Source organism: Myxococcus sp. CA033 (assembly GCF_013336625.1).
Classification (GTDB): domain Bacteria; phylum Myxococcota; class Myxococcia; order Myxococcales; family Myxococcaceae; genus Myxococcus; species Myxococcus llanfairpwllgwyngyllgogerychwyrndrobwllllantysiliogogogochensis.
In genome coordinates, this window is record NZ_JABUMU010000014.1 from 19,947 (window position 1) to 42,976 (window position 23,030).

Here is a 23,030-nt window from a genome sequence, read left to right on the forward strand (position 1 = left end):
GGGCTCTGTGAGAAAATGATGGAAACGCCCAGCACCCCCATGGGCGGGAGCCCTTCATGAGCCCCATCGACCGCAACCGTCCCGCTGCCACGCCTGTCGCCTCGACGCAGACCTCGCGCGCGTCCCTGAAGAACCCGCTGGGCGGACTGGTGGAGGCCGCGAAGAACGGGCTGAAGGAAGTCCCGCGCTTCCTGGAGCAGGGCAAGGATGTCTTCGAGGCCACGCACCTGAGCGAGGTCAAGAAGCTGTTCGGCGGGGACTCGAAGCCGGACCGGACGCAGGACGGCAAGCTCATGGGCGCCAAGGGGCAGACCTTCGCGCCGGGCACGCCGCTCAAGGACATCCCCGGCGTCACCCCGCGGGACAACCCGAACCCTTCGAAGACCATCCTCTACGTCAACGGCATCATGACGCCGGCGGCCAACCAGCTCGGCGAGATGAAGGCCATCGCGGAGAAGGCGGATGCGCGCGTCATCGGCATCCACAACGCGACGCAGGGAATCGTCGCGGACCTGGCCCAGTGCGTGGGTGACAAGCTGGACAAGGGCAAGAACCCCGCCGTGGACACGCTGGCGGACACCCTCTACGGCGAGCTGAAGGCGGGACGCGACGTCCACCTGATGGGCTACAGCCAGGGCGGCCTCATCACCGCTCGCGCGCTGTTCGACGTCGAGCGCCGGCTGCGCATCGAGGACGGCATGTCCCCCGCGCAGGTCGAGAAGGCGATGGGCAAGCTGAGCGTGGAGACCTTCGGCGCCGCGTCCACCAAGTACCCGGACGGACCGAAGTACGTGCACTACGTCAACAACGCGGACGCGGTGCCCACGCTCACCGGCCTGGGCGGCAGCTTCGACCCCGTCGCGTTCGCGAAGGACGCCGGCAAGGGCGCCGTGGTGCACCGCTTCACCGATGGCAACCTCAACCTCATCGGCAACCACATGCTGGACACGATGTACATGAAGCACCGCGTGCCCTTCGAAGAGGCCCGCGCCGGCAACTTCTAGTGTCCTGACGGCAGGAAGAGGGTCAGCGCCACGCCGGGCACGGCCCTGCTCCGGTGGAGTCCCGGTCGGGACCCGGCGCTAACCCTCTGTTTCAAGGTTTTGAACGACGCGCTGCAGGAGCTCACGCAGGAGTGCCTTCTCCTTCTGCGTGAAGCCCGCGGTCGCCTCGTCCTCTCCGAGCATCAGCGCCGCTTTCGCTTCGGGAAGCCGGGCGCGGGCCTGGGGAGTCAGCGAGGTGAGGCTTGCTCGCTTGTCCTCCGGGTTGGGCTCGCGCAGGACCACGCCGTCGCGCTCCATGCGCGCGAGCAGCTCCGCCATCGTCGGCTGCTCGACGCGCGCCCGCTCCGCGAGCGTCTTCTGCGACAGCGTCCCTCCATCCTCGAGCGCCGTCAGGACCGGGAGCTGGCTCATGCCGAGGCCCAGCGGACGCAAGCGTGACTCATGCAGCCGCATGAGCAGCCGTGATGCGCGGTTGATCCAATAAGCCGACGTGGATTCCGGGTTCCAGGCGCGAGCCTTGCGTTCGTGTTGCATAGGGCCCTTTGTAATATTAATTAGGGGCCTATGCAAACTGGAAAGCGCATTGGAATCGTGGGCGGAGGACCGGGCGGGCTGACGCTCGCGCGGATTCTGGCGACTCGGGGCATTGGCTCCACGGTGTTCGAGCTGGATGAGCACCGGCTGTCACGTCCGCAGGGTGGCTCGCTGGACTTGCACGAGGACTCGGCCCTGGTCGCTCTGCGCCATGCAGGGCTCGAGGCGGGGTTCAAGGCGCTCGCGCGCTATGACGACCAGGGCGACGCGCTCTATGACCATCTGGGGACGCTGCGCTTCCAGTTGGGGGGAGACCCAAGTGGTGGCCGGCCCGAGATTGACCGCGAGCAACTGCGCACGCTCCTGCTCGACAGCCTTCCTCCCGAGACGATTCGGTGGGGAAGCAAGGTGCGCGCGGTGGAACCCCTGTCGGATGGGCGCTATCGCGTCGCGAATGAGCACGGCTCGCTCGGTGAGTTCGACCTCGTGGTGGGCGCGGATGGCGCGTGGTCCAAGGTGCGGCCGCTCGTGTCGAGCGAGGAGCCTCGCTACACCGGGGTGATGTTCGTCGAGCTGAGTATCGACGACGTGGACGCGCGGCATCCGGACGTCGCGGCGCTCATTCCTCGCGGCAAGGTTTCCGTGGTCGGCGACTGCCTGGGTCTCATCGCGCAGCGCAGCAGCAACGCGCATGTCCGCGTCTACTTGATGTTCCGCGTGGCCGAGGACTGGCTCCGACACGGCGAGGTGGACCTGTCCTCTCCCGAGCGTGCCCGCGCGGCGCTCAAGGCGCGGTTCACCGGGTGGGCACCTTCACTGCTCCGGTTCATCGATGTGAGCAATGAGACCATCGTCCCGCGTCCCATCATCGCGCTCCCGGTGGGGCATCGGTGGACGCACCGGCCGGGCGTGACGCTGCTGGGGGACGCGGCGCATGTCATGCCGCCATTCTCCGGGGAGGGCGTGAACATGGCCATGCTGGATGCGGCGGAGCTGGCACTGGGGCTCACCGAGGACTCCGACTGGAGTCGCACGGTGGCGGCCTATGAAGCGCGCATGTTCACGCGGGCTGCGGAGGCGGCGGCGGGCGCGATGGAAGGACTCGACTTCGTGTCGGAGCACGCGCTGGCGCACACGCTCGAGCACTTCGAGGCGATTCAGCGGATGGCGGGTGCGCCGCATCCCTGAGCGTGAACACGACAGGGCCGTGAGCTTCAGCGTGCGAGCTGGAGGCGGACCACTGCCTTGTCCTCGACGGAGCCCGACAGGGTGAGCCGCAGCTCCCAGGCGCCGGGCATGAAGAGGTCCAGCTCCGATACCTCGAAGTCGCTCGTGCCCTGAAGCGTGATTCGCGCGGGGCTGTCGAGCCCGTGCCCCATGGTGGGCATCCACGGTTGGAGGGCCAGCACCATGCTTGGGATGGGCTTGCCCGTGGCGACTTCGGTGACTCGGATGCGCAGGCGTTGAGGGCCTCGGCGCAGGGGGACTGCGTCGGCGAGTACTTCGATTCGCAGGCGCCCCGAGGTGCTCGTCACGGATGTCACGGGTGTCGCCAGGACGACGGGCTTCTCCGTGGCTGGGGATATCGACGTCGGGGTCGGTGTGGCGCTCAACAGCAGGCACAGCAACATCGCGCTCTTCATTCACCCTCCAGGGCGGGACCTGATGCGCGGGAGCTTGTAGCGACGTGTGCTTCGCCATGGCGCGCGGCAAGTTGCCACAGCGTGTTCGCGGTCCGTTTGCGCGAGGGTGTGGACATGAGTCCTTCCTCTTCGCGTCCGTCGCGAGGTGCCACCCGGCTGCGTTCGTGGGCCTGGTGGTGCCTGGGCGTCTCGAGTCTCGCCGTGTTGCTCTCGCTCTGTGTCGCCATGCTGTCGGTGGCGAGGCTGGTGCTGTCGGAGGAGTCCTGGCTCCCCGCCGACACAGAGTGGGTTCCCAACCCCGTGCCCCTCCATGGACAGCTTCCCCGGTTCGAGCTTCGGGACATGGACGGAGCGCTGTTTGGAACACGCCAGCTTCGGGGACGGGCGTATGTCCTTCAATTCCTCCCAGAGGAGAGCGCGTCCAGCCACCAGCACCTCGTGACGCGGCTGTCCCGGGTGGAGCGCGGACTGGAGGCCGAGCGCATTCCCTTCCGGTTCGTCGTGGTGGCACGCCCTTCTTTCGCTCGGGTCGAAGGACTGGCGCGCGTCGAAGGCGAAGCGGGCGGGAGCGACCGGACGTCCTGGCACGTGCTGGCGGCGGACACTTCGTGGGAGGCGGAGGTGCTGGCGATGCTGAGCGCGGGCGCGCTCATGAAGGGTGCCTCGTCGCAGAGGTGGTCCACGTTGCTGGTGGACCAGGCAGGCGGGCTTCGGGGCGTCTACGACCTGACCGAATCCCCGCGTGTGGTGGAGGCGCTGGTGGCGGACGCGCGACAGGTCTCCGAGAGCGGCCCGGTGCCGGCCCTCGCGGGGCTGCCCATGGACCACCCTCATGTGCTTGGCGTGGGCTGCGTGGGCGAGCGGGGGAGGAACTGACATGGCCGCGCCTGTCTTGGAACACCGCCGTCGTCGCTGGGTGGGGTTGCTCGTCGTGGGAGTGCTGGCGCTCGTCGCGGCGCTCGCGCTCCCGTTGCTGCGCGAGTCACGCGCTCGACTGCGGGCGCGGGGGCTGCCCGGGTTCGGGGCCCTGCCGACCTTTCGCCTGACGGACCAGACGGGACGCCCGTTTTCCGACGCGGACCTGCGCGGTGCGGTCGTCGTCGCGGACTTCATCTTCACGCGCTGCCCCACGGTGTGTCCGCTGCTCACGGCGAAGATGGCCCGCCTCCAGCGTCAGGCGCGCGAGGCGGGGCTGTCGTCGGTGCGCTTCGTCTCGTTCAGCGTGGACCCGCGCTACGACACACCGGAGCGGCTCGCCGCGTATGCGAACACACGGCATCTGGACACGAGCAACTGGTCCCTGCTGACGGGGCCCTTGGAGGACGTGGAGGCCACGGTGCTGGAGGGCTTCCGCGTGATGATGGGGCGGGACTCGGACGCGGGTGACGACGACTTCCTCAGCATCTTCCACGGCGAGCACTTCGTCCTCGTGGACGCGGACGGGCGCATTCGTGGGTACTACCGCGTGGTGGATGACTCCGACGGGCTGGAGTCGCTTCAGCGCGACCTGGAGGCGCTGGTGCACGCGGCGGATTGATGAAGACCCGCCGCGGGGAGATGGGTCACCTGTCCGGGCTCGGCTCCGCACCACGAGCCCGGAGAAGGATGTCGTGTGCTCAGCGGCCCGGGGGCTTGAGGTCCGCGGGCAGTCCCGGGCCCGTGGGAGGCCGCTCCAGGCCCGTGGGCTGCGTCAGGCCCTGCGTGGGCAGCACTCCTGAATCCGGCGTGATGGCCGAGGGCGTCTTCGAGCCGCTGTCCGAGCACGCGCAGAGCGCGCACGCGGCAGCCAATGCAAGCAGATGGCGAGTCATGGTGTGTCCTCCCGCCTCAGTACTTGACCCAGATTTCCGTGCCCGGATGAATCTCCGTCAGTTCGTCCGTGTCCGTGTCGGACTCGATGAGGCCCTTCGTCACGGGGTTGGGACTGAACGCTCGATTGCCTGCCCAGACAATCTGCGCATCGCTGAACACCGTGAAGTCGTGCACGTGCTCCTCCACGGTGTACTTGTTCCAGCCCGGCGTGCGCTTGGGGTAGACGAAGAGCGAGGGCGCGGGCTCCGCCTGCGGCGTGGTGCCGGCGTCACCCCCGTGGTCATGCCCCCCCGACGTGCCCACCCACTCCACAATCGTCTCGGCGCCCTGGGCATCCCGGCACGTCTGCGTGGTGGGGAAGTACACGGTGGTGAAGGGCGCATCCGGCATGCGGGCGCGCAGTACCAGCCGGTGCGCATGCGTGTCGGCGGGCAGCACCTCGGCCGTGGAGCCCCGCGTCCACGTGACGGACGTCACGTTGTTGTTCGCGTCCTTCTCCACCACGGCCTTGCCGAAGGTGGAGTCCAGGGGCCGCACGGAGGTGACGCCCGCGGGGATGGCGACCTTGATGCGGTAGGTGTCCGCGCCGCTGCACCCGTGCCCCACGGTGAACTGCGCCTCGTAGGACGTGCCAGCGATTGCGGGACCGGTGCCGGAGACGGCGATGTGGGCGTGGGCGGCGGTGCCGACCAGCAGGCTCGAGAATGCGAGCAACGTCTTGAGAGAGGGCTTCAAGCGGGGCCTCCAGGAAGGAATGACTGCGCCAGCACCTCGGCGTAGCAGACCGCTTCGAGCGCACCGATGCGGCCATTTGCCGCAGCACGACAGGGCAGGCCCATCACTTGCGCCAGACAATCATCCGGAAGCCGGAGGGTGGGCCGCGACAATTCGCCGCACCCCATCGTTCACCACACGGCGTGTTCCCTCAGCAGGGCCCCCAGGGGCCGCGCGCCGCTGCGGTGGGCGTCGAAGAGCTTCGCGGTGAGCTGTCGCGTCGGATGTGCCCAGCCCATGTGCTCGCGGCCCTCGTGCAGCACCGGTGCGCAGTGGATGAGCGCCGCGCGCAGCTCCTCCTCGGAGGCGAACACGGGATGCTCCAGCGGCAGCGGGCTCTGCGTGGCGAGGAAGACCTGCCGTCCGCCCAGCTCGCGCAGGCCCGCCTCCACCCAGCGCGGGTGCAAGCCATTGGCGGGCTCGTCCAGGATGGCGAAGTCCTCGTTGACGTCCAGGTAGTACAAGAGCGACAGCAGCCGCTTCTGGCCGAAGCCCAGCTCCGCCTGCGGCAGCTCGCGCCCGTCGCGTCGGACGAAGTGGAACGCGAAGCCGCCGAACCCCACGCGCCCTCCGTTGTCGAACGAGCGCTTCTCCAGCACCTCCACGCGCAGCCGTCCCGACTCCAGGCCCGCCAGGCTCACGAAGCGCGAGAGGAAGGAGCGCTCCAGCGCGTCGTGGCGAAGCTCCAGGGCATCGAGGAGCGGCTCCTGCTCCACGCGCTCCTTCAGCCACCCGGGCATCCAGCCGGGCAGGGCCATCAGGCCCAGCGGAAACACCTCTCCGTCGCGCGCCTCCATGGCGTAGCGGATGGTGCCCAGGCGCTCGAACATCCCGAGCGCTTCATCGAAGCGCTGCGGCGCCAGCAGGAAGGTCCGCCTCAAGAGCTCCTTGAGACGCTCCTTCATGCCCGCGTCGATGTACTGCGCCGTCATGAACAGCAGCGTCCACACCGAGCGGTCCAGGAGCGACCAGTGCATGGTGCGCGTCCACGCGGCCACGCCGTCCACCTTGCAGTCGATGCCCTCCGCGTCCGCGCGCATCACCAGCCGCGCCGAGGGCGAGGACAGGAGTAGCTCCACCTCGATGAGTGGCTGGAGCCCGGAGTCGGTCGTGGGCGTACGCAGGGGCAACAGCCCCGCGCCCTGCCGCGCGGTGGGCTCCGTGCGCTCGGGCACGCGCATGTCGTTGCGCGCGTAGACGTGCAGCTTCATGCCGGGGAAGGCGAGCTCGTACTCCAACGCGAAGCGCTCATGGATGAGGCTGGCGAAGTCGGAGGCGAGGACGATGGAGACCAGCTCCAGCAGCGTCGTCCGCCCGGTCCCATTCTCGCCGAGCACCAGGTTGAGTGCCGGGCCGGGCGTCAGCTCGGTGCCGGGAGCCACGCTCCGGAAGTGGTGGACGGTGAGCCGGGTCAGCTTCATGCGGAATCCTCGCCCGGCAGCTTCGTCTTCCCGGGGTACGACGGGAATACCTCGGTCACTGGAGTGTCTGGTGGCTCGCCCGAATCGTTTGGTGAGCGGGGGGCTCGTCTATACACTCCGCCCGCCTTCGCACCCCTCAGGTTCTGTTCAGAAAGGATGATGTGAGGACGATGAAGAACGTTGCCCTCGGATGTCTGCTCTCCGCGCTCGTGGTGTTGGTCGCCGCGCCCGCCTCCGCCCAACTCGAGCTGCCCGCTCCCAGCCCCTCCGCCAAGGTGGCGCAGGACGTGGGTGTCACCTCGGTTTCCATCGACTATTCCAGCCCGGGTGTGAAGGGCCGGAAGGTCTGGGGTGACCTCGTTCCCTGGGACAAGCCCTGGCGCTCGGGTGCCAACTCGGCCACGAAAATCACCTTCAGCCACGACGTGACGTTCGGCGGCAAGGCCGTCCCCGCCGGCACCTACTCCATCGTCACCCTGCCCTCGCAGAAGGGCTGGAAGGTGATGCTGAACAAGGAGCTGGGGCTGTTCTCCTCGGCGGCGCAGTACTCGCCCGCCAACGACGTGGCCACCGTCGCCGCGACGACCGCGGCCATTCCCAGCCGTGAGCGGCTGACGTACGTCTTCAGCAACACCACCGAGGACAGCACCTCGCTGGACCTCGAGTGGGAGAAGCTGCGCGTCTCCGTCCCCATCAAGGTGGACACGGCCACGCTGGCCAAGGCCAACATCGAGAAGGCGGGGCAGACGAGCGCGAGCGAGCAGGCCCAGGCGGCGCGCTACGTGGCGGACTCGACCAAGGACTACGTCGCGGCGCTGAAGCTCGCGGACGCGTCCGTGGCCCTCGACTCCAACTGGTACAACCAGTGGATTCGCGCGGACATCCTCGCGCGCAGCGGCAAGTTCGCCGAGGCCCGCAAGGCCGCCCAGATTTCGTGGGACCTGGGCGAGAAGGACCCGAACTTCTTCTACAAGAACCAGGTCTCCAAGGCCCTGGCGGACTGGAAGAACAAGTAGTCGTCCCGGCGCGAGTGGGGCCCCTTCAGCGTCGGGGGGCTCCGCTCACGAGCCGGCGGTAGAGCGCCTCATACCGGTCGATGGCCGGCTTCATCCTGAAGCGCTCGACGACGTCGGCACGCGCTCGGACGGAGAACTCCTTCCAGCGCGCCGCGTCACGCAGCAGGCCGAGCACGTGGCCCGCCATGGCGCGCACATCGCCCAGCGGAGCCAGGAACCCCGTGTCGCCATGGCGGACGACTTCTGGAATTCCTCCAACGTCGCTCGCGACCACGGGGACGCCGCAGCTGAGCGCCTCCAGCGCGGCGAGGCCGAAGCTCTCCTGTTCGCTGGGGAGCAGGAAGACGTCGGACGCGGCGAGCACTTCCATGAAGCGGTCCTGCTTGCCCGGGAAGGCCACGCGATGGGCGAGGCCCAACTCGCGCAGCATCCGCTCCGCCGGGGCGCGCTCCGGTCCGTCACCCACCATCACCAACCGACAGGGCAACTGGCGGTGGACCTCCGCGAAGACGGCCACCACGTCGGTGATGCGCTTGACGGGACGGAAGTTGGAGACGTGGATGAGGACGGGCTCGTGCTCGCCCAGGTCCGGGAAGAGGGCTCGCAGGTGCGCGCGCTCCCGCGAGGGGGCATAGCGCTCCGTGTCCACGAAGTTGGCGATGACCTCGATGGGGAAGCTCTCCGGCAGCCCGAAGCCGCTCCACGTCGCGTCGCGGAGGAAGGCGGACGGCGTCGTCACCGCGTCGCTGCGCAGGATGGAGAAGCGCGTCATCGGCAGGTAGCTGGGATGCACGCCCACCAGCGTGGTGTCCGTCCCGTGCAGGGTGGTGACGATGCGCGGCGCCCGCTCTCCCAGCACCTCGCGCGCCATCCACGCCGCCGTGGCATGCGGCACCGCGTAGTGGACGTGCAGCACGTCCAGCCGCTCCGTGTTGGCCACCTCAATCATCTTGGAGGCCAGCGCGATGGGGTACGTGCCGGAGCGCTGGAGCGCGGGGTAGTCGCTCTCCGTCACCTCGTGGAACGTCACGCCCCGGGGCAGGCTGTCCAGCCGCGCGGGCGGCTCCCGGGCGATGAAGTGGACGCGGTGACCTCGCTCGGCCATGCCCAGGCCGATGCCGGTGGCGACCATGCCGCTGCCCCCGAAGGTCGAAAAGCAGGTGATGGCGATGGAGAGGGGAGGACTCATCGGCGGTGAGGGAAGAACAGGGGCTTCTCGAAGCTATTCCGGCGGAAGTGTTCCACCGGGTCGATGAGCCCCAACGTCTCCCGGACGACATACGGCTCGCCGTGGGCGACACCCACCTGGGCGCCATAGAACCTGTCCCGCGCCTCCAGTGAGGAGAGCGACAGCGGCGAGCCCACCAGCGTGGCGGGCGCGTCAGGGCGGGGTTCCACCTGACTCGCGTAGCAGCGTACGGCCGCTGTCTTGCTCGCATAGACGGCGGACACATCCACGACGAAGCTTGGCTCCGCCAGGTGGCGCAGGGGGTAGTAGAGCACCTGCCGAGGGGTGAACGGGGCGCCGGGCGGCTCGGTCTCGAACTTGCGCACGCCGGCGAAGAACAGCGCGCGAGTCACCAGCGCGCTGGCGGCCTCGTGGTCCGGGTGGCGCTCCTCCTCCCACGGGACGATGACCAGCTCCGGCCGCAGGCGGCGCAGCGCTTCCACCACGCGGGCCACGGCGGACTCGCGGATGCGCTCGGACTCAGGGGCCTCGAAGCCAGCCCACGGGCTGAGCCAGCCATCGGGAAGGCCCAGGTTCTCCCGCACGGACAGGCCCAGCACGCGCGAGGCGGCCTCTGTCTCCGCGGCCCGGCTCTCCAGCGTCCCGCGAGAACTCTTCTCGCCGCGAGACAAGTCGATGATGCCGGTGCGGTGGCCCAGGCTCGAAAGCTTCGCCATCAGCCCGCCGCAGAACAGCTCCACGTCGTCGGGATGCGGACCGAAGGCGAGGGCCTCCAGCCCATACGTCGCGCCGCTCGTGCTCATGGCGTCAGGTCCCGCAGGTCACCGGAGAAGGGGACACACGCGTCGAGCACCTGGCGGGTGAAGGCCCGGGAGCCGAAGCGACAGGCGTAGTAGGCCATGCCGTGGATGCGCTCCTGCGGAGCCCCGTCCGGGACGAGCATGGCGCGCAGCCGGTCCACGCGCTCGGTGGTGACCTCGTCGCGCAGCGCGAGCGCCCGACCATAGCGGGCCGCGAGGCGGGACACGGCGGCGCGCACGGTGCCCCGCGTGCGCTTGAGCGCGTCGAGCAGCTGAGGGTCCAGCTTGAGCATCGACTCGCCCAGTCGGTCCAGCTCCGAGGCGAAGGCACCGAAGAGCCGCGCCTCCAGCGTGCCCGCGGGCTCGTAGGGCTCCGCCGCGTCGCGTGTGGCGAGCCTCGTCAGCAGCGCGTCGCGGGGCTCGCCCACCTCGTCCGGCGTGAGGCCCAACTTGTGGAGAAGTCTGCGGGCGCGGTCGTCCAGCACGCGGAAGCGGGCGCGCGGCACCACGAGCGGCATGGGCCGTCCCGCGTGCTCGTAGAGCGGTGAGAGCTGCGCGAAGTAGGAGACCTCGCCGGGGCCACCGACATAGGCCGCCGTGGGCAGCCACGTGTCCTGGAGGAGCGGACGCAAGAGCGCGGAGGTGGTGAAGCGCAGCGGCTCGCGCTCCAGCCAGTCCATCAACTCCCCCGTCGTCACGGTGGCGCCACGCGGATGGCCCACCAGGCTCCAGGTGTCAGCGCCCGCGGGGTCCAGCCGGTAGCGCGCGCCCTCGATGCCGTCAGGTGAGTAGAAGCCGAGCGGCGAGCCGGGCCGGATGTGGACCTGCTCGGAGAAGCCCGCCTGCGTCAGCGCCTCCACGCGACGCGAGAGCGCGGTGGAGATGGCGGCGGCGTCCTGAATCGCGAGCCGGTGGATGGGCGCGGCGAAGGGCGCGAGGCGGGCGTCCCTCGGGTCGATGAAGACCAGGCCCTCGTCCGCGAAGAGGACGGCGAGCACCTGGGTGAACGCCTCCGCGAGCGTCGCGTCGGGCTGGTAGGCGCGCGCGAGCAGCTCCAGGTGCTCGGATGCCTGGGGCTCTCCACCCAGCTCTCCGCGCAGCGCCTCGAGGGCCTGGGTGACACCCGCGCCGAGCTTGCGGTGGGCGACCGGCGCACGCGAGGCGGCGGCCTCGGGCACGTCCAACGCCACGCGCTTCGCGGAGCCCCGGGGGCTCGCGACGAAGCAGTGGTCCACTTCCGGCAGGTCGTGGTCCTCGGTTTGAAGCCAGAAGACGGGAACACAGGGCCGCCCGGTTTCTTCCCGAAGCGCGCGCGCGGCGGTGATTGCGGCGGCGGCCTTGTAGAGCGTGAAGAGCGGGCCGAGGAACAACCCCATCTGCTGGCCCGTCACCACGGCGATGGTGCTAGGGCGGGCAAGCTCCTCCAGATGTCGCTCTCGCGCGGGGCTCGGCGCGAGGCGTGCGTTCTGGGCGACCACGACGTCGAGCAGGGCCGACGACATGGGGCGCAAGGCGGATGCGGCCGCGGCCTCCGCGCGCGCGGCGCGATGGCGGAAGCGGTCGGGCAGGAAGGCGAGCGCGCGTGGGTCTCCCTTGAGCCACGCGGTGGGAAAGGAAGGCGTCACGGTGCGCGGTGATAACAGGTCATTCCCTTGCCGGCACGGAGAAGGACCGTGACGCGCACGCGATGTGAGGCCGTGGCTGGACGCGTCATGGTGATGAAGGTCAGGCGCGCGTGGGTGGAGACCTTGTTGTAGGGTCCGCCGCGGATGCGAACCCTGCTCTTCTTTGGCATGACGCTGGCCATGAGTCTTGGAATTGGGACTTCGGCCTTCGCCCAGGCACCTCGGCAACCCCACGCGGGGGAAATCGCTGCGGGACTCCGACGGCTCGGTGTGACGGGCAGCGTGCTCTACGTCGCGGCCCACCCGGACGACGAGAACACGCGCTTTCTCGCCTGGCTGGTCGGTGAACGCGGACTGCGCGCGGGCTACCTGTCGCTCACGCGTGGCGACGGCGGACAGAACCTCATCGGCACCGAGCAGGACGAACTGCTTGGGCTCATCCGCACGTACGAGCTGCTGGCCGCGCGCCGCGTGGACGGCGCCGAGCAGTACTTCACCCGCGCGAGGGACTTCGGCTACACGAAGTCCGCCGACGAGGCGCTGCGCATCTGGGGACACGACGCGGTGCTGGCCGACGTGGTGCTCGCCATCCGTCGCTTCCAGCCGGACCTCATCGTCACGCGCTTCAACACGAAGCCTCCCAACCACGGACACCACACCGCGTCCGCGCTGCTCGCCGCCGAGGCCTTCACCGCCGCCGCCGACCCCAAGCGCTTCCCCGAGCAACTGGACCTGGTGAAGCCGTGGAAGGCGGACCGGCTGCTGAACAACGTCTCGACGTGGAGCCTCAAGCCCGACGCGGACATGTCCGGCTATCTCAAGGTGGACGTGGGCGGGTACGACGCGCTGCTCGGTCGCTCCTGGGGAGAAATCTCCGCGGAGAGCCGCAGCCAGCACAAGAGCCAGGGCTTCGGTGTCCCGGCCGAGCGCGGTCCGCTGCTGGAGTACTTCACGCCGCTCGACGGCACGCGTCCGAAGGCGGACGTGTTCGAGGGCCTGGACCTGTCCTGGCGCCGATGGAAGGGCACGGAGGCCGTGGCCCGCGCGGTGGATGACGCGGTGAAGGGCTTCGATGCGCGTGCTCCTTCCCGCACCGTGCCCGCGCTCTTGCGCGTGCATGAGGCATTGTCCGCGCTGCCTGATGACCATCCGTGGAAGGCGCTCAAGCTGCGCGAGACGGAGGCTCTCATCGCCGCGTGCGCGGGGTTGTTCCTGGAGGCACGCGCTCCGGAGGCCGCCGGTGTGCCGGGCGCTCCGGTGACGCTGAGCCTGTTCGCGCTGAACCGCTCGCCCGCCGCGCTTCGACTCGTGAGCGTAACGCTGCCGGGCGGAGAGAGCGTGCCCGTGAATGCGGCGCTCGCGGAGCACACGCCCTTCAAGCTGGAGAAGAAGGTGACGCTGCCGGAGGACGCGGCCGTCACCACGCCGTACTGGCTGCGCAAGCCCATCTCTGGAGGACTCTTCACGCTCGAGGACTCGGACCGCGCGCTGACGGGGTTGCCCGAGGGCGGCCCCTCGCTGGCGGTGACGTTTGTGTACGAGGTCGGCGGCCGGCGCATCACCGTGACGCGGCCGGTGGTGCATGTGTGGACGGACCCGGTGCGCGGCGAGCTGTACCGCGCGTTCGAGGTGGTGCCCGCCGTCACCGCGACGCTGGAGCGCGACCGGGTGATGTTCCCCAACGGCGCGGCGCAGGCCATCTCCGTGGTGCTGGGCGCGGGGCGCGCGGAGGCCTCGGGCAAGGTGCGCCTGGAGCTGCCCCAGGGCTGGCGCTCGGAGCCGGTGGAGCATGCGTTCCAGCTCACCTCGCGCGGTGACGAGCGCACGGTCCAGTTCCGGGTGACGCCGCCCAAGGGCGCCACCGAGAAGGCGCGCCTGCGCGTCGTCGTGGACAGCGGAGGCCGCGCGGAGTCATGGCGCGTGCGCAACGTGGCCCACGAGCACCTGCCGCCCCTGGCGGTCCGCCAGCCCTCCGAGGCGACGCTGATTCCCTTCGCGCTCGCGACGAAGGTGAAGCGCCTGGGCTACATCCCCGGGCCTGGTGACCGCGTGGCGGAGAGTCTGGCGGCGGTGGGGTACGAGGTGACGGTGCTCCCCGAGGAGCGGCTGGCTTCCGAGAAGCTGGAGCGCTTCGACGCCATCCTCGTCGGTGTGCGCGCGTTCAACGCGAACCCCCGCCTCGCCGTGCACCGTGAGCGGCTGCTCGACTACGTGAAGCAGGGCGGACGACTGGTGGTGCAGTACAACACCAACAGCCGCGTGGGCCCGCTGGCCGCCTTCGTCGGGCCGTACCCGCTGGAGATTGGCCGCGAGCGCGTGACGGACGAGACGGCGGTGATGATGCCCGTGTCCAAGGACGAGCCGCTGTTGCGCGCACCCAACCGGCTCACGGCCGCGGACTTCGACGGCTGGGTCCAGGAGCGCGGCCTCTACTTCGCGTCGAAGTGGGATGACCACTACCGCCCCGTGTTCGAACTGAACGACGCGGGCGAAGCGCCCCTGCGCGGCTCGCTGCTCATCACCCGTCATGGCAAGGGCGTGTTCGTCTACACGGGCCTGGCCTTCTTCCGTCAGCTTCCCGCCGGAGTCCCCGGCGCCTACCGCCTCCTGGCGAACGTCCTCGCGCAATGAGCTCCCCCGTGAATCCGTCTCCCTCCCAGACACCGCCCGAAAAGAGGCCGGAGCTGGATGACGCGCCGCCGCTCCTGGGCTCGTGGCGCAACGTCTATCTGCTGGTGTTCGGCGCCTTCGTCCTGTTCCTCGCGCTGTCGTCGCTGCTCACCTGGGTGTACTCGTGACCTTGCTTGATTGGGTGGTGCTCGTCGGAACGACGGCGTTCATCGTCATCTGGGGGATGTGGAAGTCCCGGGGCGCGAAGAACACCGAGGACTACCTGCGCGGCGCGCGCGAGCTGAAGTGGCCCACGATTGGTCTCGCGGTGATGGCCACGCAGGCCAGCGCCATCACCTTCCTCTCCGTTCCGGGCCAAGCGTACGAAGACGGCATGCGCTTCGTGCAGTTCTACTTCGGACTGCCGTTCGCGATGATTCTCATCAGCGCGGTCTTCGTTCCCATCTACTACCGGCTGAACGTCATCACCGCGTACCAGTATCTGGAATCTCGCTTCGACTTGAAGACGCGCCTGTTGGGTGCCTTCCTGTTCCTGGTGCAGCGGGGCCTCGCCGCGGGCATCACCATCTATGCCCCGGCCATCATCCTCTCCACCATCCTCGGCTGGCCGCTGGAGCCCACCGTCGTCGCGATGGGCGCGCTGGTCATCCTCTACACGGTGACGGGCGGCTCCAGCGCCGTCAGCCAGACGCAGAAGCAGCAGATGGTGGTGATGATGGGCGGCATGGTGGTGGCCGCGCTGGTCATCCTCTGGCGGCTGCCCAAGCACGTGTCGTTCGGCGACGCCGTGGACGTCGCGGGCGCGTTCGGCCGGATGAACGTGGTGAGCTTCGACTTCAACGTCCAGGACCGCTACAACTTCTGGTCCGGCATCACCGGTGGCTTCTTCCTGGCGCTGTCGTACTTCGGCACGGACCAGTCGCAGGTGGGCCGCTACCTGACGGGGCGCTCCATCTCCGAGAGCCGGCTGGGACTGCTGTTCAACGGCGTCCTCAAGCTGCCGATGCAGTTCCTCATCCTCTTCGTCGGCATCCTCGTCTTCGTCTTCTACCAGTTCAGCACGCCGCCCCTGCTCTTCAACGACACGCTGGGCGAGCGCATGCGCGCGACGACGCAGGCGGGGGAGTACGCGGCGCTGGAGGCGAAGTGGGAGCAGGTGCAGTCCAGCAAGCGCGCGGAGGTGGAGCGCTACCTCGCGGCGGGTGACGCGGGTGATGCCGCCACGCAGGCGGGAGTCCGGGAGGCCCTGCGCGCTTCCTCGGGCGAGGCCAGCGCGGTTCGCAAGGAGGCCAAGGCCCTGGTGTCGCGCGCGCTGCCCGGCGCGGAGACCAAGGACTCCGACTACATCTTCATCAGCTTCGTGAAGCGCTGGCTGCCCAGCGGGCTGTTCGGGCTGCTCATCGCCGTCATCCTGTCAGCGGCCATGAGCTCCATCGCCAGTGAGCTGAACGCGCTGGGGGCCACCACGACGGTGGACTTCTACCGGCGCGTGTTCCGCCCGGAGGCGTCGGACCGGCACGTCCTCATCGCCTCCAAGCTGTTCACCGTGTTCTGGGGCCTGGTGGCCGTGGGCTTCGCGAGCTTCGCGTCGCTGCTCGACAACCTCATCCAGGCGGTGAACATCCTGGGCTCCATCTTCTACGGCACGGTGCTGGGCATCTTCCTGGTCGCCTTCTTCCTCAAGCACGTGCGGGGACACGCGGTCTTCACCGCGGCCGTCATCTCCCAGGCCACGGTGATTGGCCTCTTCATGCACAGCGACATCGGCTACCTCTGGTTCAACGTCATCGGCTGTGTGCTCGTCGTCGCGTTGAGCCTGGCGCTCCAGGTCGTCATGCCTCGCGAGCCGCAGGTCGCGCCGGCCGCGGAGGTGTAGGGCGCGGGCTTGGGCCCCATGAGGGGCCCGCCCTGGAGCGATGACCTCTCCGGCGTCGTCGACGAGGCCCGGAGTGGGGCCCAACTGGTGGAGGCGCCTCGCGCGGGACGTCCGAGCGAGGCCCCTGCGCGCCGACGCCCGGGCTAGCGAGGACCCACGAGGTACATGCAGGTTCCCGACGAGGGGGGCGGGGTGACCTGTGAGAACCACGGCGGGCAGCCCGAGCCCATGCTGCCCACGGTCATGGACGTGCCCAGGCTCATCCCCGCCATCCGCCAGATGACGACCTGCCCCGAGCTCGGGTTGTGCCAGGCGATGTCTGGGATTCCATCGCGCGTGTAGTCCGCGGTGGCGCCGACATAGAAGGCCAGGGACATGACGGGCAGGGGAAAGGAGCCGATGATGGCGGTGTTGTTCATTCGCCAGATGTCATTCTGGCCCGAGGTGCGGTGGCGCCAGAGCAGGTCCGTCCTCCCATCTCCGTCGAAGTCCGCCGCGCCCACGATGTACCAGGGGAGCGCGCGAGGAAGCGGCGTGGAGATGCCGATGGGCGTGGGCCCGGACATGTACTGGTAGAAGAACTGCCCCGTGGAGCGGTTGTGCAGCACCAGGTCCGTCTGCCCGTCCATGTTGAAGTCTCCGGACGCGGCGACGTACCAGCTCGACGACGGGAGGACGCCCGAGATGGGTGCCATGCCGAGCACGCTGAAGGAGCTGTTGAGGAAGCGGATGGCCGTGCCGGCCGACGCGGGCGTGTGGAAGACGAGGTCCGGGTCCGACGTCGGTCCGCCGAAATCGGAGGCGGCCTGAACCACGAGCGACGGCGACACGGCGGGCATCACCGCCGTGGCGGCCAGGGAGGGGCCGGCCATGATCCAGGTGAGCATGTTGCCCGTGGACTGGTTCCTCCACAGCAGGTCGGAGTTCGGGTCGCCATTGAAGCTCACGACATCGCCGAGGATGGCCTGGGACTGGGTGCCCTCCGGCGCGACGCCTTCGTCGAGCGTTCCCTCCGGGGCGCCACAGCCCAGGACACCTCCAGCAAGACACAACGTCAGCACGGTCTTCTTCATGTTCAGCTCCCCCACGGGTGACTGCTCTTCGGAAACGGCGTGACTACACGGCCACGGCCTCGGTAATGCTGAGCGCCGCCGGCGTGGTCGGCGATGCGCTGAGCGGAATGCACGGTGGGTGAAGTCATGGCGCGCATCTTGTCCCATGCTCCTGACGCGAAGCCAATACATGCACATACCTGCCGTTGTAGTTTGGAGTGTCTCAATGCGTCAGTCGCCATCGCCGGGAGAACTCCTCGCGGTTGCGTTACCGCCGTGAAATGTGTCGGCACTGCGTACTCCCTTGCACACCTTGCATGTCGCCGACGTCACAGCTGGATGTCGCCGCGACGATTCCGGCCGCGAACAGGGTCAGCCTGTTGATGGGTCTGGGCGATGGCTCGCTCGCGGAGAGGCAAGACGTCGTCCTGGAGGCGATGCCCAGGGGGCTCGTCGCGGGGAAATTCAACGCCGATGACAGACTCGAGCTGATGGTGAGCCAGGACGGAAGTGCTCCCCTCAAGCTCCTGACGACGACCTGTCTTCCCTGACGCAGGGGCCGTCCACGACTCTTGAACGCCGCCCGCGAGTGGCCCCGCTTGGGGGAACGAACGACGCGTAACGTCTTCGTTTCGAATCTGCTTGCCGCGATTTCGCGTGCGCTGATATGTAACGAGTCGTTGACATATGAGTCCTCGCTCCGCCCACGCCCACCTGCCCACGTCTTCGGGGCCGTCCACGACGCTCGACGCGGTGTTCTTCGCGCTCGCCGACAGCACCCGGCGGGCGCTGCTGGCCCGCCTGCGGGGCTCCGAAGCGACCGCGGGGAGCCTCGCCACGGGCTTCGCGATGACCCGGCCCGCGGTGTCGCGCCACCTGCGCGTGCTGCGCCAGGCGGAGATGGTCCGCGAGGAGCGCCGGGGACGCGAGCGCGTCTACACGCTGGAGCCGCTGCGCCTGCGGCTCATCAGCGATTGGCTCGATGACTACCGCGTGTTCTGGCCCGCGCGGCTCCATGACCTGAAGCAATTCATCGAGTCGATGCCCGACGACGACGCTCCAGGCCCACCCCAGGTCCCGGTGCGTCGCGCCCCACGTTCCCCGAAGAGGAGACCCCGATGAGCCCGTCGTTCGAGCACGAGTTCACCTTCAAGCTGCCGGCTCCACCCGAGCGGGTCTACCGCGCACTGACCGACCCGGCCGAGCTTCGTCACTGGTTCGCCGAGCACGCCGAGGTCGAGCCGCGCGTCGGTGGGGCCTACCGCTTCTGGGGCAAGGCCACCCTCGGCGCGCCCCGCGAGCCTGGCCGCGACCAGGTCCTGACGGCGCTCGAGCCCGGCCGCGAGCTCAGGTTCAGCTGGACGATTCAAGGCGTCCCGACCGAGGTGAACTACACGCTCCAGTCAGGGGAGGGCCCGGACGCGTGTTCACTGGTGATTCGCCACGCCGTGCGAGGGCAGCTGCCGTTTCGCCAGCCGCGTCACGTGATTGACGACTTGTGGCGCATCCACACCGGGAACCTCAAGGACCACCTTCGCGAGGGCATCCAGCTCACGCTGCCCGACTTCAGCAGCAATACCCCCGAGGTGCGCGCGTCGATTGAAATCGCCGCGCCGCCCGCGAAGGTGTACCGAGCCCTGCTCGTCCCCGAGCTGATGAACCGCTGGCTCTTTGGCGCCGCCCGCGTCGACGCGGAGCGCGGTGAGATTTCCTACGGATGGAACTACACCTGCGAGGGCAGGTCCGTGGCGGGCGGCCCCACCCGCATCCTCGAGAAGGTCGAGAACGAGCGCCTGGTCACCGATTGGACCGACTGGCGGGGTGAGCCGGACAAGCCGATGACGCGCGTGACGTGGCTCCTGGAGCCCCTCGCGGAAGGGCGCCACACGCGCGTCACCGTCATCCACGACCGCTTCGAGCTGCCGGTCGACCGCAGCGACTACCAGCAGGGCTGGGCCGGGTTCCTGCGCCACCTCGGCAAGGTGGCCACCGACGCGAGCTGAGTCCGTCGGCGAACCTCGAACGCCGCCCGCGCGCGGGCACCTCCCACGGGCGGGCGGCGGATGGATGGAAGACAGCGGGCCTCAGAGCTCCGTGCAGTTGAGCGCTATCTTCCGATGCTCCAGCGCCTGCCGGATGCCGCTGTAGACGACCCCGTTCGACGCGAGCCCCACGTGTTCGACGAGGTTGTCCTTGCAGAAGTCCTGCACCGTCACGTTGCACTGCAGCGCCTCGCCCGAAGGGCTCGCCCGGTCACAGTTGTCCATCTTCCCGTTCGAGTTCGCCTTGGTGAACACGTCATGCAGGGTGTTGATGTTGGTGTAGTAGACGGGGTCGTTCGGCGGGCGCGTGTTGATCTCCGCGATGAACGCCGAGCCCGCCTTCATCTGCTTGCAGGGCAGCGGGTCCGCCGCGGTGCCGGTGCAGTTGAACAACAGGCGCGCCACCAGGGCGAGCAGCGGGTCGTCGTCGGTGCCCTTGTGGGGCGTGCCCAGGCTGATGATGCTCTCCACCGACGCATTGCCGAAGTCACGCACGTACGCGCGGGCCACCGCGCCACCCTGGCTGTGGCCAATCAGATGGACCTTGCTCGCGCCCGTCTGGAGCAGCACGTCCGCCACCTTGAACTTGAGCTGTCGCGCGCTCTCGTGCAGGTCAATCAAGCCGCCGCTGGGCAGCTCGAAGAAGAAGCGCTGGTAGCCATCCCTGTCCAAACGGCTCTCCAGCGTCCAGTACAGGATTTCGCTCGCCAGGGTGCCGCCGACGATGACGACCGGATTCTTGCGCGCCGTCGGAGTGGGCGAGGGAGTCGGCGTCGGCGCGGGAAGCGGTGTGGTGGCGGGGACGGTGGTGATGCCGCAGCTCAGCACGCTGGCCTGTGCGCTGCCCGGGTTGCTGATGAGCGGCGGGTCCGCGCCCCAGCAGGACCAGGCGCCGTCCGCCTGGGGACCGTGCTGCACCATGAACTGTGCATGCACGGAGCCATTGCCGGCATAGGAGAGGTCGCAGCCACCACTGATGACCTTGCCCGTGGCGGCGGCGAGGGCTCGGGGATAGGCCATGCCCGTGGTCTTCACGCCCTGGCTCACCGCGCAGCGCAGCGCGGGCTTCGGGATGAGGAGGGCCGCCTGCGCGGGGTCCACCGCGAGCTGACACGCGACGAGTGACGCGGTGACGGTGGCGTCCTGTGGATGGTTCGGCGGGTCCGCGGCCTGACAGCGCCAGCCCTTGCCGTTCGCCGTGGGCTTGGAGACGACGACGTTCTCCGCGTGGATGGAGCCGTTCAGCGCGTGGGAGGAGTCACAGCCGCCGGAGACGACGACATAACCCTCGGTGGCGAGCTGCGGGGTGAGGGACACCTCCGCGAGCGGGTTGCGCGAGGGGCCCGTCTTCGAGCTGAGCGTCTTGCACTGCAAGCGCAGGCTGCTGACGTTGGGCGCGCTGGCCTTGCAGAAGGTGACGGAGGCCTTGGCCCACGCGGGATTGATGACGAGCGCGGGGTCGGCGCCCTTGCACCGCCAGCCGAAGTCCCCGTCGGGAGCGTTCTGCACCATGACCTCGGCGTGCGCGGAGTCGTAGCCGAAGCGCGACACCTCGCACCCTCCGCCCACGCGGACGTAGCCCTGTTGCTGTCTGGCGAGCGGCACGGAGGCCACGGCCTTCGGATTGGCGCCGAGGCCGGTGGCGGGAGCGCGCTCTTGAATCGTCTGACAGTCGAAGGTCACCTGCGCCGAGGCCGTCGTGCCCACGAGCAGGAGCGCGGCGAGGAGGACTCCACGTGGGCCATGTGCGGGGCTCATCGCGTCGCCTCCGGGGTGGAGGTGCGAAGGTCCTCGGAATAATGGCGACGGCAAAGCCGCCTCACAGAGCGCGCCAGCGCGTGCGTGGCGGTGTGAAGCGGAATGAAGTGGGGCTGCGTCATGGAGTCACTCTCCCTGCGGCGGCGAGCCAGGGCCACGCCGCACGCGGGGCGGTGATCTGCAAGCGCTGGACCCGTGACAGGGATGGACTTGTCCAAGAGCAGGGCGGAGCGATGTTCCTCACGCCAACAATCGAAGACAGTCAAAACGGACGCGTCACGGACACGTCAGCGAAGCCGCGTGACACGTCAGCCCGGAATGGACAGCCATGACTCGGGACAGGCCGGCTCCTGGTCTGCCTGGACCCATCCCGGGACACTCCGGACACGCCCCGTGTTGCCGAGAGCGGGCTCCACCTGCGAGCCCGCTCCCGTGGCGAAACCTCAGCCGCCCAGCTCGACGTTCTCGAGCACTCCGAGCGCATCCGGAATCAGGAGCGCCGCGGAGAAGTAGGTGCTGACGAGATAGGACGAGATGGCCTTCTCGCTGATGTCCATGCGGCGCACGGACAGGCCCGGCTCGACTTCGTCCTGGAGCCCCGTGCGGTGCAGGCCGATGACGCCCTGGTCCGACTCACCGGTGCGCATCACGATGATGGAGCTGGTGCGCTGCTCGGTGATGGGAATCTTGTCGCACGGCAGGATGGGAACGCCGCGCCACGCCATCGCCTTGGTGCCCTGCACGTCCACCACCGTCGGGTACAGCCCGCGACGGGTGCACTCCCGGCCAAACGCGGCGATGGTGCGCGGGTGCGCCAGGAAGAAGCGCGACTTGCGGCGCCGGCTGAGCAGCTCGTCCATGTCGTCCGGCGTCGGAGGGCCGGAGCGCGTGTGGATGCGCTGCTTCAGGTCCGCGTTGTGGAGCAGACCGAAGTCACGGTTGTTGATGAGCTCGTGCTCCTTGCGCTCCTTCAGCGCCTCAATCGTCAGCCGGAGCTGCTGCTCCGTCTGGTTCATCGGCCCGTTGAACAGGTCCGCGACACGGGTGTGCACGCGGAGCACCGTCTGCGCCACGCTCAGCTCGTACTCGCGCGGAGCCAGCTCGTAGTCCACGTAGCCACCGTGCAGTGACGGCTCACCGGAGTGACCCGCGGCCATCGGAATCGCCGCCTGCCCCATCTTGTCCTGGGGCTTCTTCAGGCGCTCCTTGTACCGCGCGACGTGTGCCTGCAGGGCAGGGGACTGCTTGATGAGGTCCTCGAACACCTGCTGCGGCAGCGCCAGCACCGTGCAGGCCGTGGTCGCCTTGACGCTGAAGCCCCACTGGTCGTTCGACTCCACCACCGCCTGGTCACCGAAGTGGTCGCCGTCCGCGAGCACGTCCAGCACCAGCTCGTCCCCGTACTTGCCCTTGCCCAGCTTCTTTGCTTTGCCGTGGGCCAGGAGGAACACGTGCTCGGCGGGAGTCCCCGCCTCGACGATGGACTCGCCGGCCTTGTACTCCTTCTGGACGAAGCGGCTCGCCAGGGCCTGGAACACCGCGCTGTCACCCTCGAAGCCGCGCAGCAGCGGCAGCTTGTGCAGCTCCTGGGCGGGCACTTCCACCCGGGCGCCCACGTTGCCGAAGTTGAGCCGGTCGTCTCCCACCGAATAGCTCAGGCGACGGTTGACGCGGTACGTGCCGCCCGTCACCTCCACCCACGGCAGCATGCGCAACAGCCACCGGGGGGTGATGCCCTGCATCTGCGGTACGGTCTTGGTCGTCGTCGCGAGCTGCCGAGCACCCGCCGTGCTCAAGCTCGTCAACTGCGAGTCCATTCCGCCGCCTGGATTGTTTGGGTTCGTCATGGCGTC

At 68.8% G+C, this 23,030-nt stretch carries 22 protein-coding genes; 11 read left to right on the forward strand and 11 right to left on the reverse strand.

Features of this window, described 5'->3' with window-relative positions; all coding sequences use genetic code 11:
• Window positions 1–56: 56 nt before the first annotated feature.
• A complete protein-coding gene (locus HUA78_RS27840) occupies window positions 57–1,004 on the forward strand; it encodes a hypothetical protein (RefSeq protein WP_141641425.1) in 948 nt (315 codons plus the stop codon).
• A gap of 78 nt (window positions 1,005–1,082) precedes the next feature.
• Here HUA78_RS27840 and HUA78_RS27845 read toward each other — a convergent pair whose 3' ends face one another.
• Window positions 1,083–1,538 carry a MarR family winged helix-turn-helix transcriptional regulator gene (locus tag HUA78_RS27845; protein ID WP_174477519.1) on the reverse strand — a complete coding sequence of 152 codons (456 nt, stop codon included), beginning with the start codon at window positions 1,536–1,538 and terminating at the stop codon, window positions 1,083–1,085.
• Window positions 1,539–1,568: 30 nt separating this feature from the next.
• Here HUA78_RS27845 and HUA78_RS27850 point away from each other — a divergent pair, with 30 nt between their 5' ends.
• A complete protein-coding gene (locus HUA78_RS27850; protein ID WP_174457725.1) occupies window positions 1,569–2,726 on the forward strand; it encodes an NAD(P)/FAD-dependent oxidoreductase in 1,158 nt (385 codons plus the stop codon).
• A 26-nt stretch (window positions 2,727–2,752) separates the two neighbouring features.
• Here the strand turns inward: HUA78_RS27850 and HUA78_RS27855 are convergent, their stop codons facing one another.
• Complete coding sequence (locus HUA78_RS27855; protein WP_174477520.1) at window positions 2,753–3,181, reverse strand: hypothetical protein; 429 nt, start codon at window positions 3,179–3,181, stop codon at window positions 2,753–2,755.
• A gap of 114 nt (window positions 3,182–3,295) precedes the next feature.
• Between HUA78_RS27855 and HUA78_RS27860 the strand changes: the two genes are divergently transcribed.
• Both HUA78_RS27860 and HUA78_RS27865 read left to right on the forward strand, forming a co-directional pair.
• Window positions 3,296–4,057, forward strand: coding sequence for a hypothetical protein (locus HUA78_RS27860; protein WP_174477521.1), 762 nt, complete (start codon window positions 3,296–3,298; stop codon window positions 4,055–4,057).
• Between the two features lies 1 nt (window position 4,058).
• Window positions 4,059–4,718 (forward strand): SCO family protein, encoded by a 660-nt coding sequence (locus HUA78_RS27865; RefSeq protein ID WP_174477522.1) that lies wholly within the window; start codon window positions 4,059–4,061, stop codon window positions 4,716–4,718.
• A 79-nt stretch (window positions 4,719–4,797) separates the two neighbouring features.
• Here the strand turns inward: HUA78_RS27865 and HUA78_RS27870 are convergent, their stop codons facing one another.
• The 3 genes from HUA78_RS27870 to HUA78_RS27880 form a co-directional block, all read right to left on the reverse strand.
• A complete protein-coding gene (locus HUA78_RS27870; protein ID WP_141641419.1) occupies window positions 4,798–4,992 on the reverse strand; it encodes a hypothetical protein in 195 nt (64 codons plus the stop codon).
• Between the two features lie 16 nt (window positions 4,993–5,008).
• Complete coding sequence (locus HUA78_RS27875) at window positions 5,009–5,728, reverse strand: DUF1775 domain-containing protein (RefSeq protein ID WP_174477523.1); 720 nt, start codon at window positions 5,726–5,728, stop codon at window positions 5,009–5,011.
• A 170-nt stretch (window positions 5,729–5,898) separates the two neighbouring features.
• The gene (locus tag HUA78_RS27880; RefSeq protein WP_174477524.1) at window positions 5,899–7,188 is read right to left on the reverse strand and encodes an AAA family ATPase; all 1,290 of its coding nucleotides are present in this window, start codon (window positions 7,186–7,188) and stop codon (window positions 5,899–5,901) included.
• A 170-nt stretch (window positions 7,189–7,358) separates the two neighbouring features.
• Here HUA78_RS27880 and HUA78_RS27885 point away from each other — a divergent pair, with 170 nt between their 5' ends.
• Window positions 7,359–8,204 (forward strand): DUF2911 domain-containing protein, encoded by an 846-nt coding sequence (locus HUA78_RS27885; protein ID WP_174457719.1) that lies wholly within the window; start codon window positions 7,359–7,361, stop codon window positions 8,202–8,204.
• Window positions 8,205–8,229: 25 nt separating this feature from the next.
• Here HUA78_RS27885 and bshA read toward each other — a convergent pair whose 3' ends face one another.
• From bshA to bshC, 3 genes are read right to left on the reverse strand one after another with little or no spacing between them, the layout of a single operon-like run.
• Complete coding sequence (gene bshA / locus HUA78_RS27890; RefSeq protein WP_174477525.1) at window positions 8,230–9,393, reverse strand: N-acetyl-alpha-D-glucosaminyl L-malate synthase BshA; 1,164 nt, start codon at window positions 9,391–9,393, stop codon at window positions 8,230–8,232.
• Complete coding sequence (bshB1, locus tag HUA78_RS27895) at window positions 9,390–10,196, reverse strand: bacillithiol biosynthesis deacetylase BshB1 (RefSeq protein ID WP_174457717.1); 807 nt, start codon at window positions 10,194–10,196, stop codon at window positions 9,390–9,392. Before bshB1 ends, bshA begins: the two co-directional genes overlap by 4 nt.
• Entirely contained in the window at window positions 10,193–11,818 is a 1,626-nt protein-coding gene (gene bshC, locus HUA78_RS27900; protein ID WP_174477526.1) for a bacillithiol biosynthesis cysteine-adding enzyme BshC, read from the reverse strand. Before bshC ends, bshB1 begins: the two co-directional genes overlap by 4 nt.
• 144 nt (window positions 11,819–11,962) lie before the next feature.
• On the opposite strand from bshC, the gene HUA78_RS27905 reads away from it, so the two are divergent.
• From HUA78_RS27905 to HUA78_RS27915, 3 genes are read left to right on the forward strand one after another with little or no spacing between them, the layout of a single operon-like run.
• The gene (locus HUA78_RS27905) at window positions 11,963–14,449 is read left to right on the forward strand and encodes a PIG-L family deacetylase (RefSeq protein ID WP_174464494.1); all 2,487 of its coding nucleotides are present in this window, start codon (window positions 11,963–11,965) and stop codon (window positions 14,447–14,449) included.
• Window positions 14,450–14,457: 8 nt separating this feature from the next.
• Window positions 14,458–14,616: a hypothetical protein gene (locus HUA78_RS27910; RefSeq protein ID WP_174457688.1), complete on the forward strand. Its 159-nt coding sequence runs from the start codon at window positions 14,458–14,460 to the stop codon at window positions 14,614–14,616.
• The gene (locus tag HUA78_RS27915) at window positions 14,613–16,325 is read left to right on the forward strand and encodes a sodium:solute symporter (protein ID WP_174477527.1); all 1,713 of its coding nucleotides are present in this window, start codon (window positions 14,613–14,615) and stop codon (window positions 16,323–16,325) included. Before HUA78_RS27910 ends, HUA78_RS27915 begins: the two co-directional genes overlap by 4 nt.
• Window positions 16,326–16,468: 143 nt before the next feature.
• On the opposite strand, the gene HUA78_RS27920 is transcribed toward HUA78_RS27915, so the two are convergent.
• On the reverse strand, window positions 16,469–17,398 hold the full coding sequence (locus tag HUA78_RS27920) for a VCBS repeat-containing protein (protein WP_174477528.1): 930 nt from the start codon (window positions 17,396–17,398) through the stop codon (window positions 16,469–16,471).
• A gap of 296 nt (window positions 17,399–17,694) precedes the next feature.
• Here HUA78_RS27920 and HUA78_RS45980 point away from each other — a divergent pair, with 296 nt between their 5' ends.
• The 3 genes from HUA78_RS45980 (at window position 17,695) to HUA78_RS27935 (ending at window position 19,380) form a co-directional block, all read left to right on the forward strand.
• A complete protein-coding gene (locus HUA78_RS45980) occupies window positions 17,695–17,928 on the forward strand; it encodes a hypothetical protein (RefSeq protein WP_217442620.1) in 234 nt (77 codons plus the stop codon).
• Between the two features lie 136 nt (window positions 17,929–18,064).
• Window positions 18,065–18,499: a helix-turn-helix transcriptional regulator gene (locus tag HUA78_RS27930; protein WP_174464017.1), complete on the forward strand. Its 435-nt coding sequence runs from the start codon at window positions 18,065–18,067 to the stop codon at window positions 18,497–18,499.
• Window positions 18,496–19,380: an SRPBCC domain-containing protein gene (locus HUA78_RS27935; protein ID WP_174464018.1), complete on the forward strand. Its 885-nt coding sequence runs from the start codon at window positions 18,496–18,498 to the stop codon at window positions 19,378–19,380. The genes HUA78_RS27930 and HUA78_RS27935 overlap by 4 nt, the downstream gene beginning before the upstream one ends.
• An 81-nt stretch (window positions 19,381–19,461) precedes the next feature.
• On the opposite strand, the gene HUA78_RS27940 is transcribed toward HUA78_RS27935, so the two are convergent.
• Together HUA78_RS27940 and HUA78_RS27945 are read right to left on the reverse strand one after the other, a co-directional pair.
• Window positions 19,462–21,177 carry an alpha/beta fold hydrolase gene (locus HUA78_RS27940; RefSeq protein ID WP_174477529.1) on the reverse strand — a complete coding sequence of 572 codons (1,716 nt, stop codon included), beginning with the start codon at window positions 21,175–21,177 and terminating at the stop codon, window positions 19,462–19,464.
• 443 nt (window positions 21,178–21,620) lie between these two features.
• Window positions 21,621–23,024: a family 2B encapsulin nanocompartment shell protein gene (locus HUA78_RS27945; RefSeq protein WP_174477530.1), complete on the reverse strand. Its 1,404-nt coding sequence runs from the start codon at window positions 23,022–23,024 to the stop codon at window positions 21,621–21,623.
• Between the last annotated feature and the right edge of the window lie 6 nt (window positions 23,025–23,030).

What these genes read in the sequence shown, in the direction of transcription:
- HUA78_RS27840 (WP_141641425.1), top strand. Translation starts at nt 57, where the DNA reads ATGAGCCCCATCGACCGCAACCGTCCCGCTGCCACGCCTGTCGCCTCG.
- HUA78_RS27845 (WP_174477519.1), bottom strand. Translation starts at nt 1,538, where the DNA reads ATGCAACACGAACGCAAGGCTCGCGCCTGGAACCCGGAATCCACGTCG.
- HUA78_RS27850 (WP_174457725.1), top strand. Translation starts at nt 1,569, where the DNA reads ATGCAAACTGGAAAGCGCATTGGAATCGTGGGCGGAGGACCGGGCGGG.
- HUA78_RS27855 (WP_174477520.1), bottom strand. Translation starts at nt 3,181, where the DNA reads ATGAAGAGCGCGATGTTGCTGTGCCTGCTGTTGAGCGCCACACCGACC.
- HUA78_RS27860 (WP_174477521.1), top strand. Translation starts at nt 3,296, where the DNA reads ATGAGTCCTTCCTCTTCGCGTCCGTCGCGAGGTGCCACCCGGCTGCGT.
- HUA78_RS27865 (WP_174477522.1), top strand. Translation starts at nt 4,059, where the DNA reads ATGGCCGCGCCTGTCTTGGAACACCGCCGTCGTCGCTGGGTGGGGTTG.
- HUA78_RS27870 (WP_141641419.1), bottom strand. Translation starts at nt 4,992, where the DNA reads ATGACTCGCCATCTGCTTGCATTGGCTGCCGCGTGCGCGCTCTGCGCG.
- HUA78_RS27880 (WP_174477524.1), bottom strand. Translation starts at nt 7,188, where the DNA reads ATGAAGCTGACCCGGCTCACCGTCCACCACTTCCGGAGCGTGGCTCCC.
- HUA78_RS27885 (WP_174457719.1), top strand. Translation starts at nt 7,359, where the DNA reads ATGAAGAACGTTGCCCTCGGATGTCTGCTCTCCGCGCTCGTGGTGTTG.
- bshA (WP_174477525.1), bottom strand. Translation starts at nt 9,393, where the DNA reads ATGAGTCCTCCCCTCTCCATCGCCATCACCTGCTTTTCGACCTTCGGG.
- bshB1 (WP_174457717.1), bottom strand. Translation starts at nt 10,196, where the DNA reads ATGAGCACGAGCGGCGCGACGTATGGGCTGGAGGCCCTCGCCTTCGGT.
- HUA78_RS27905 (WP_174464494.1), top strand. Translation starts at nt 11,963, where the DNA reads ATGCGAACCCTGCTCTTCTTTGGCATGACGCTGGCCATGAGTCTTGGA.
- HUA78_RS27920 (WP_174477528.1), bottom strand. Translation starts at nt 17,398, where the DNA reads ATGAAGAAGACCGTGCTGACGTTGTGTCTTGCTGGAGGTGTCCTGGGC.
- HUA78_RS45980 (WP_217442620.1), top strand. Translation starts at nt 17,695, where the DNA reads ATGTCGCCGACGTCACAGCTGGATGTCGCCGCGACGATTCCGGCCGCG.
- HUA78_RS27930 (WP_174464017.1), top strand. Translation starts at nt 18,065, where the DNA reads ATGAGTCCTCGCTCCGCCCACGCCCACCTGCCCACGTCTTCGGGGCCG.
- HUA78_RS27935 (WP_174464018.1), top strand. Translation starts at nt 18,496, where the DNA reads ATGAGCCCGTCGTTCGAGCACGAGTTCACCTTCAAGCTGCCGGCTCCA.
- HUA78_RS27940 (WP_174477529.1), bottom strand. Translation starts at nt 21,177, where the DNA reads ATGAGCCCCGCACATGGCCCACGTGGAGTCCTCCTCGCCGCGCTCCTG.
- HUA78_RS27945 (WP_174477530.1), bottom strand. Translation starts at nt 23,024, where the DNA reads ATGACGAACCCAAACAATCCAGGCGGCGGAATGGACTCGCAGTTGACG.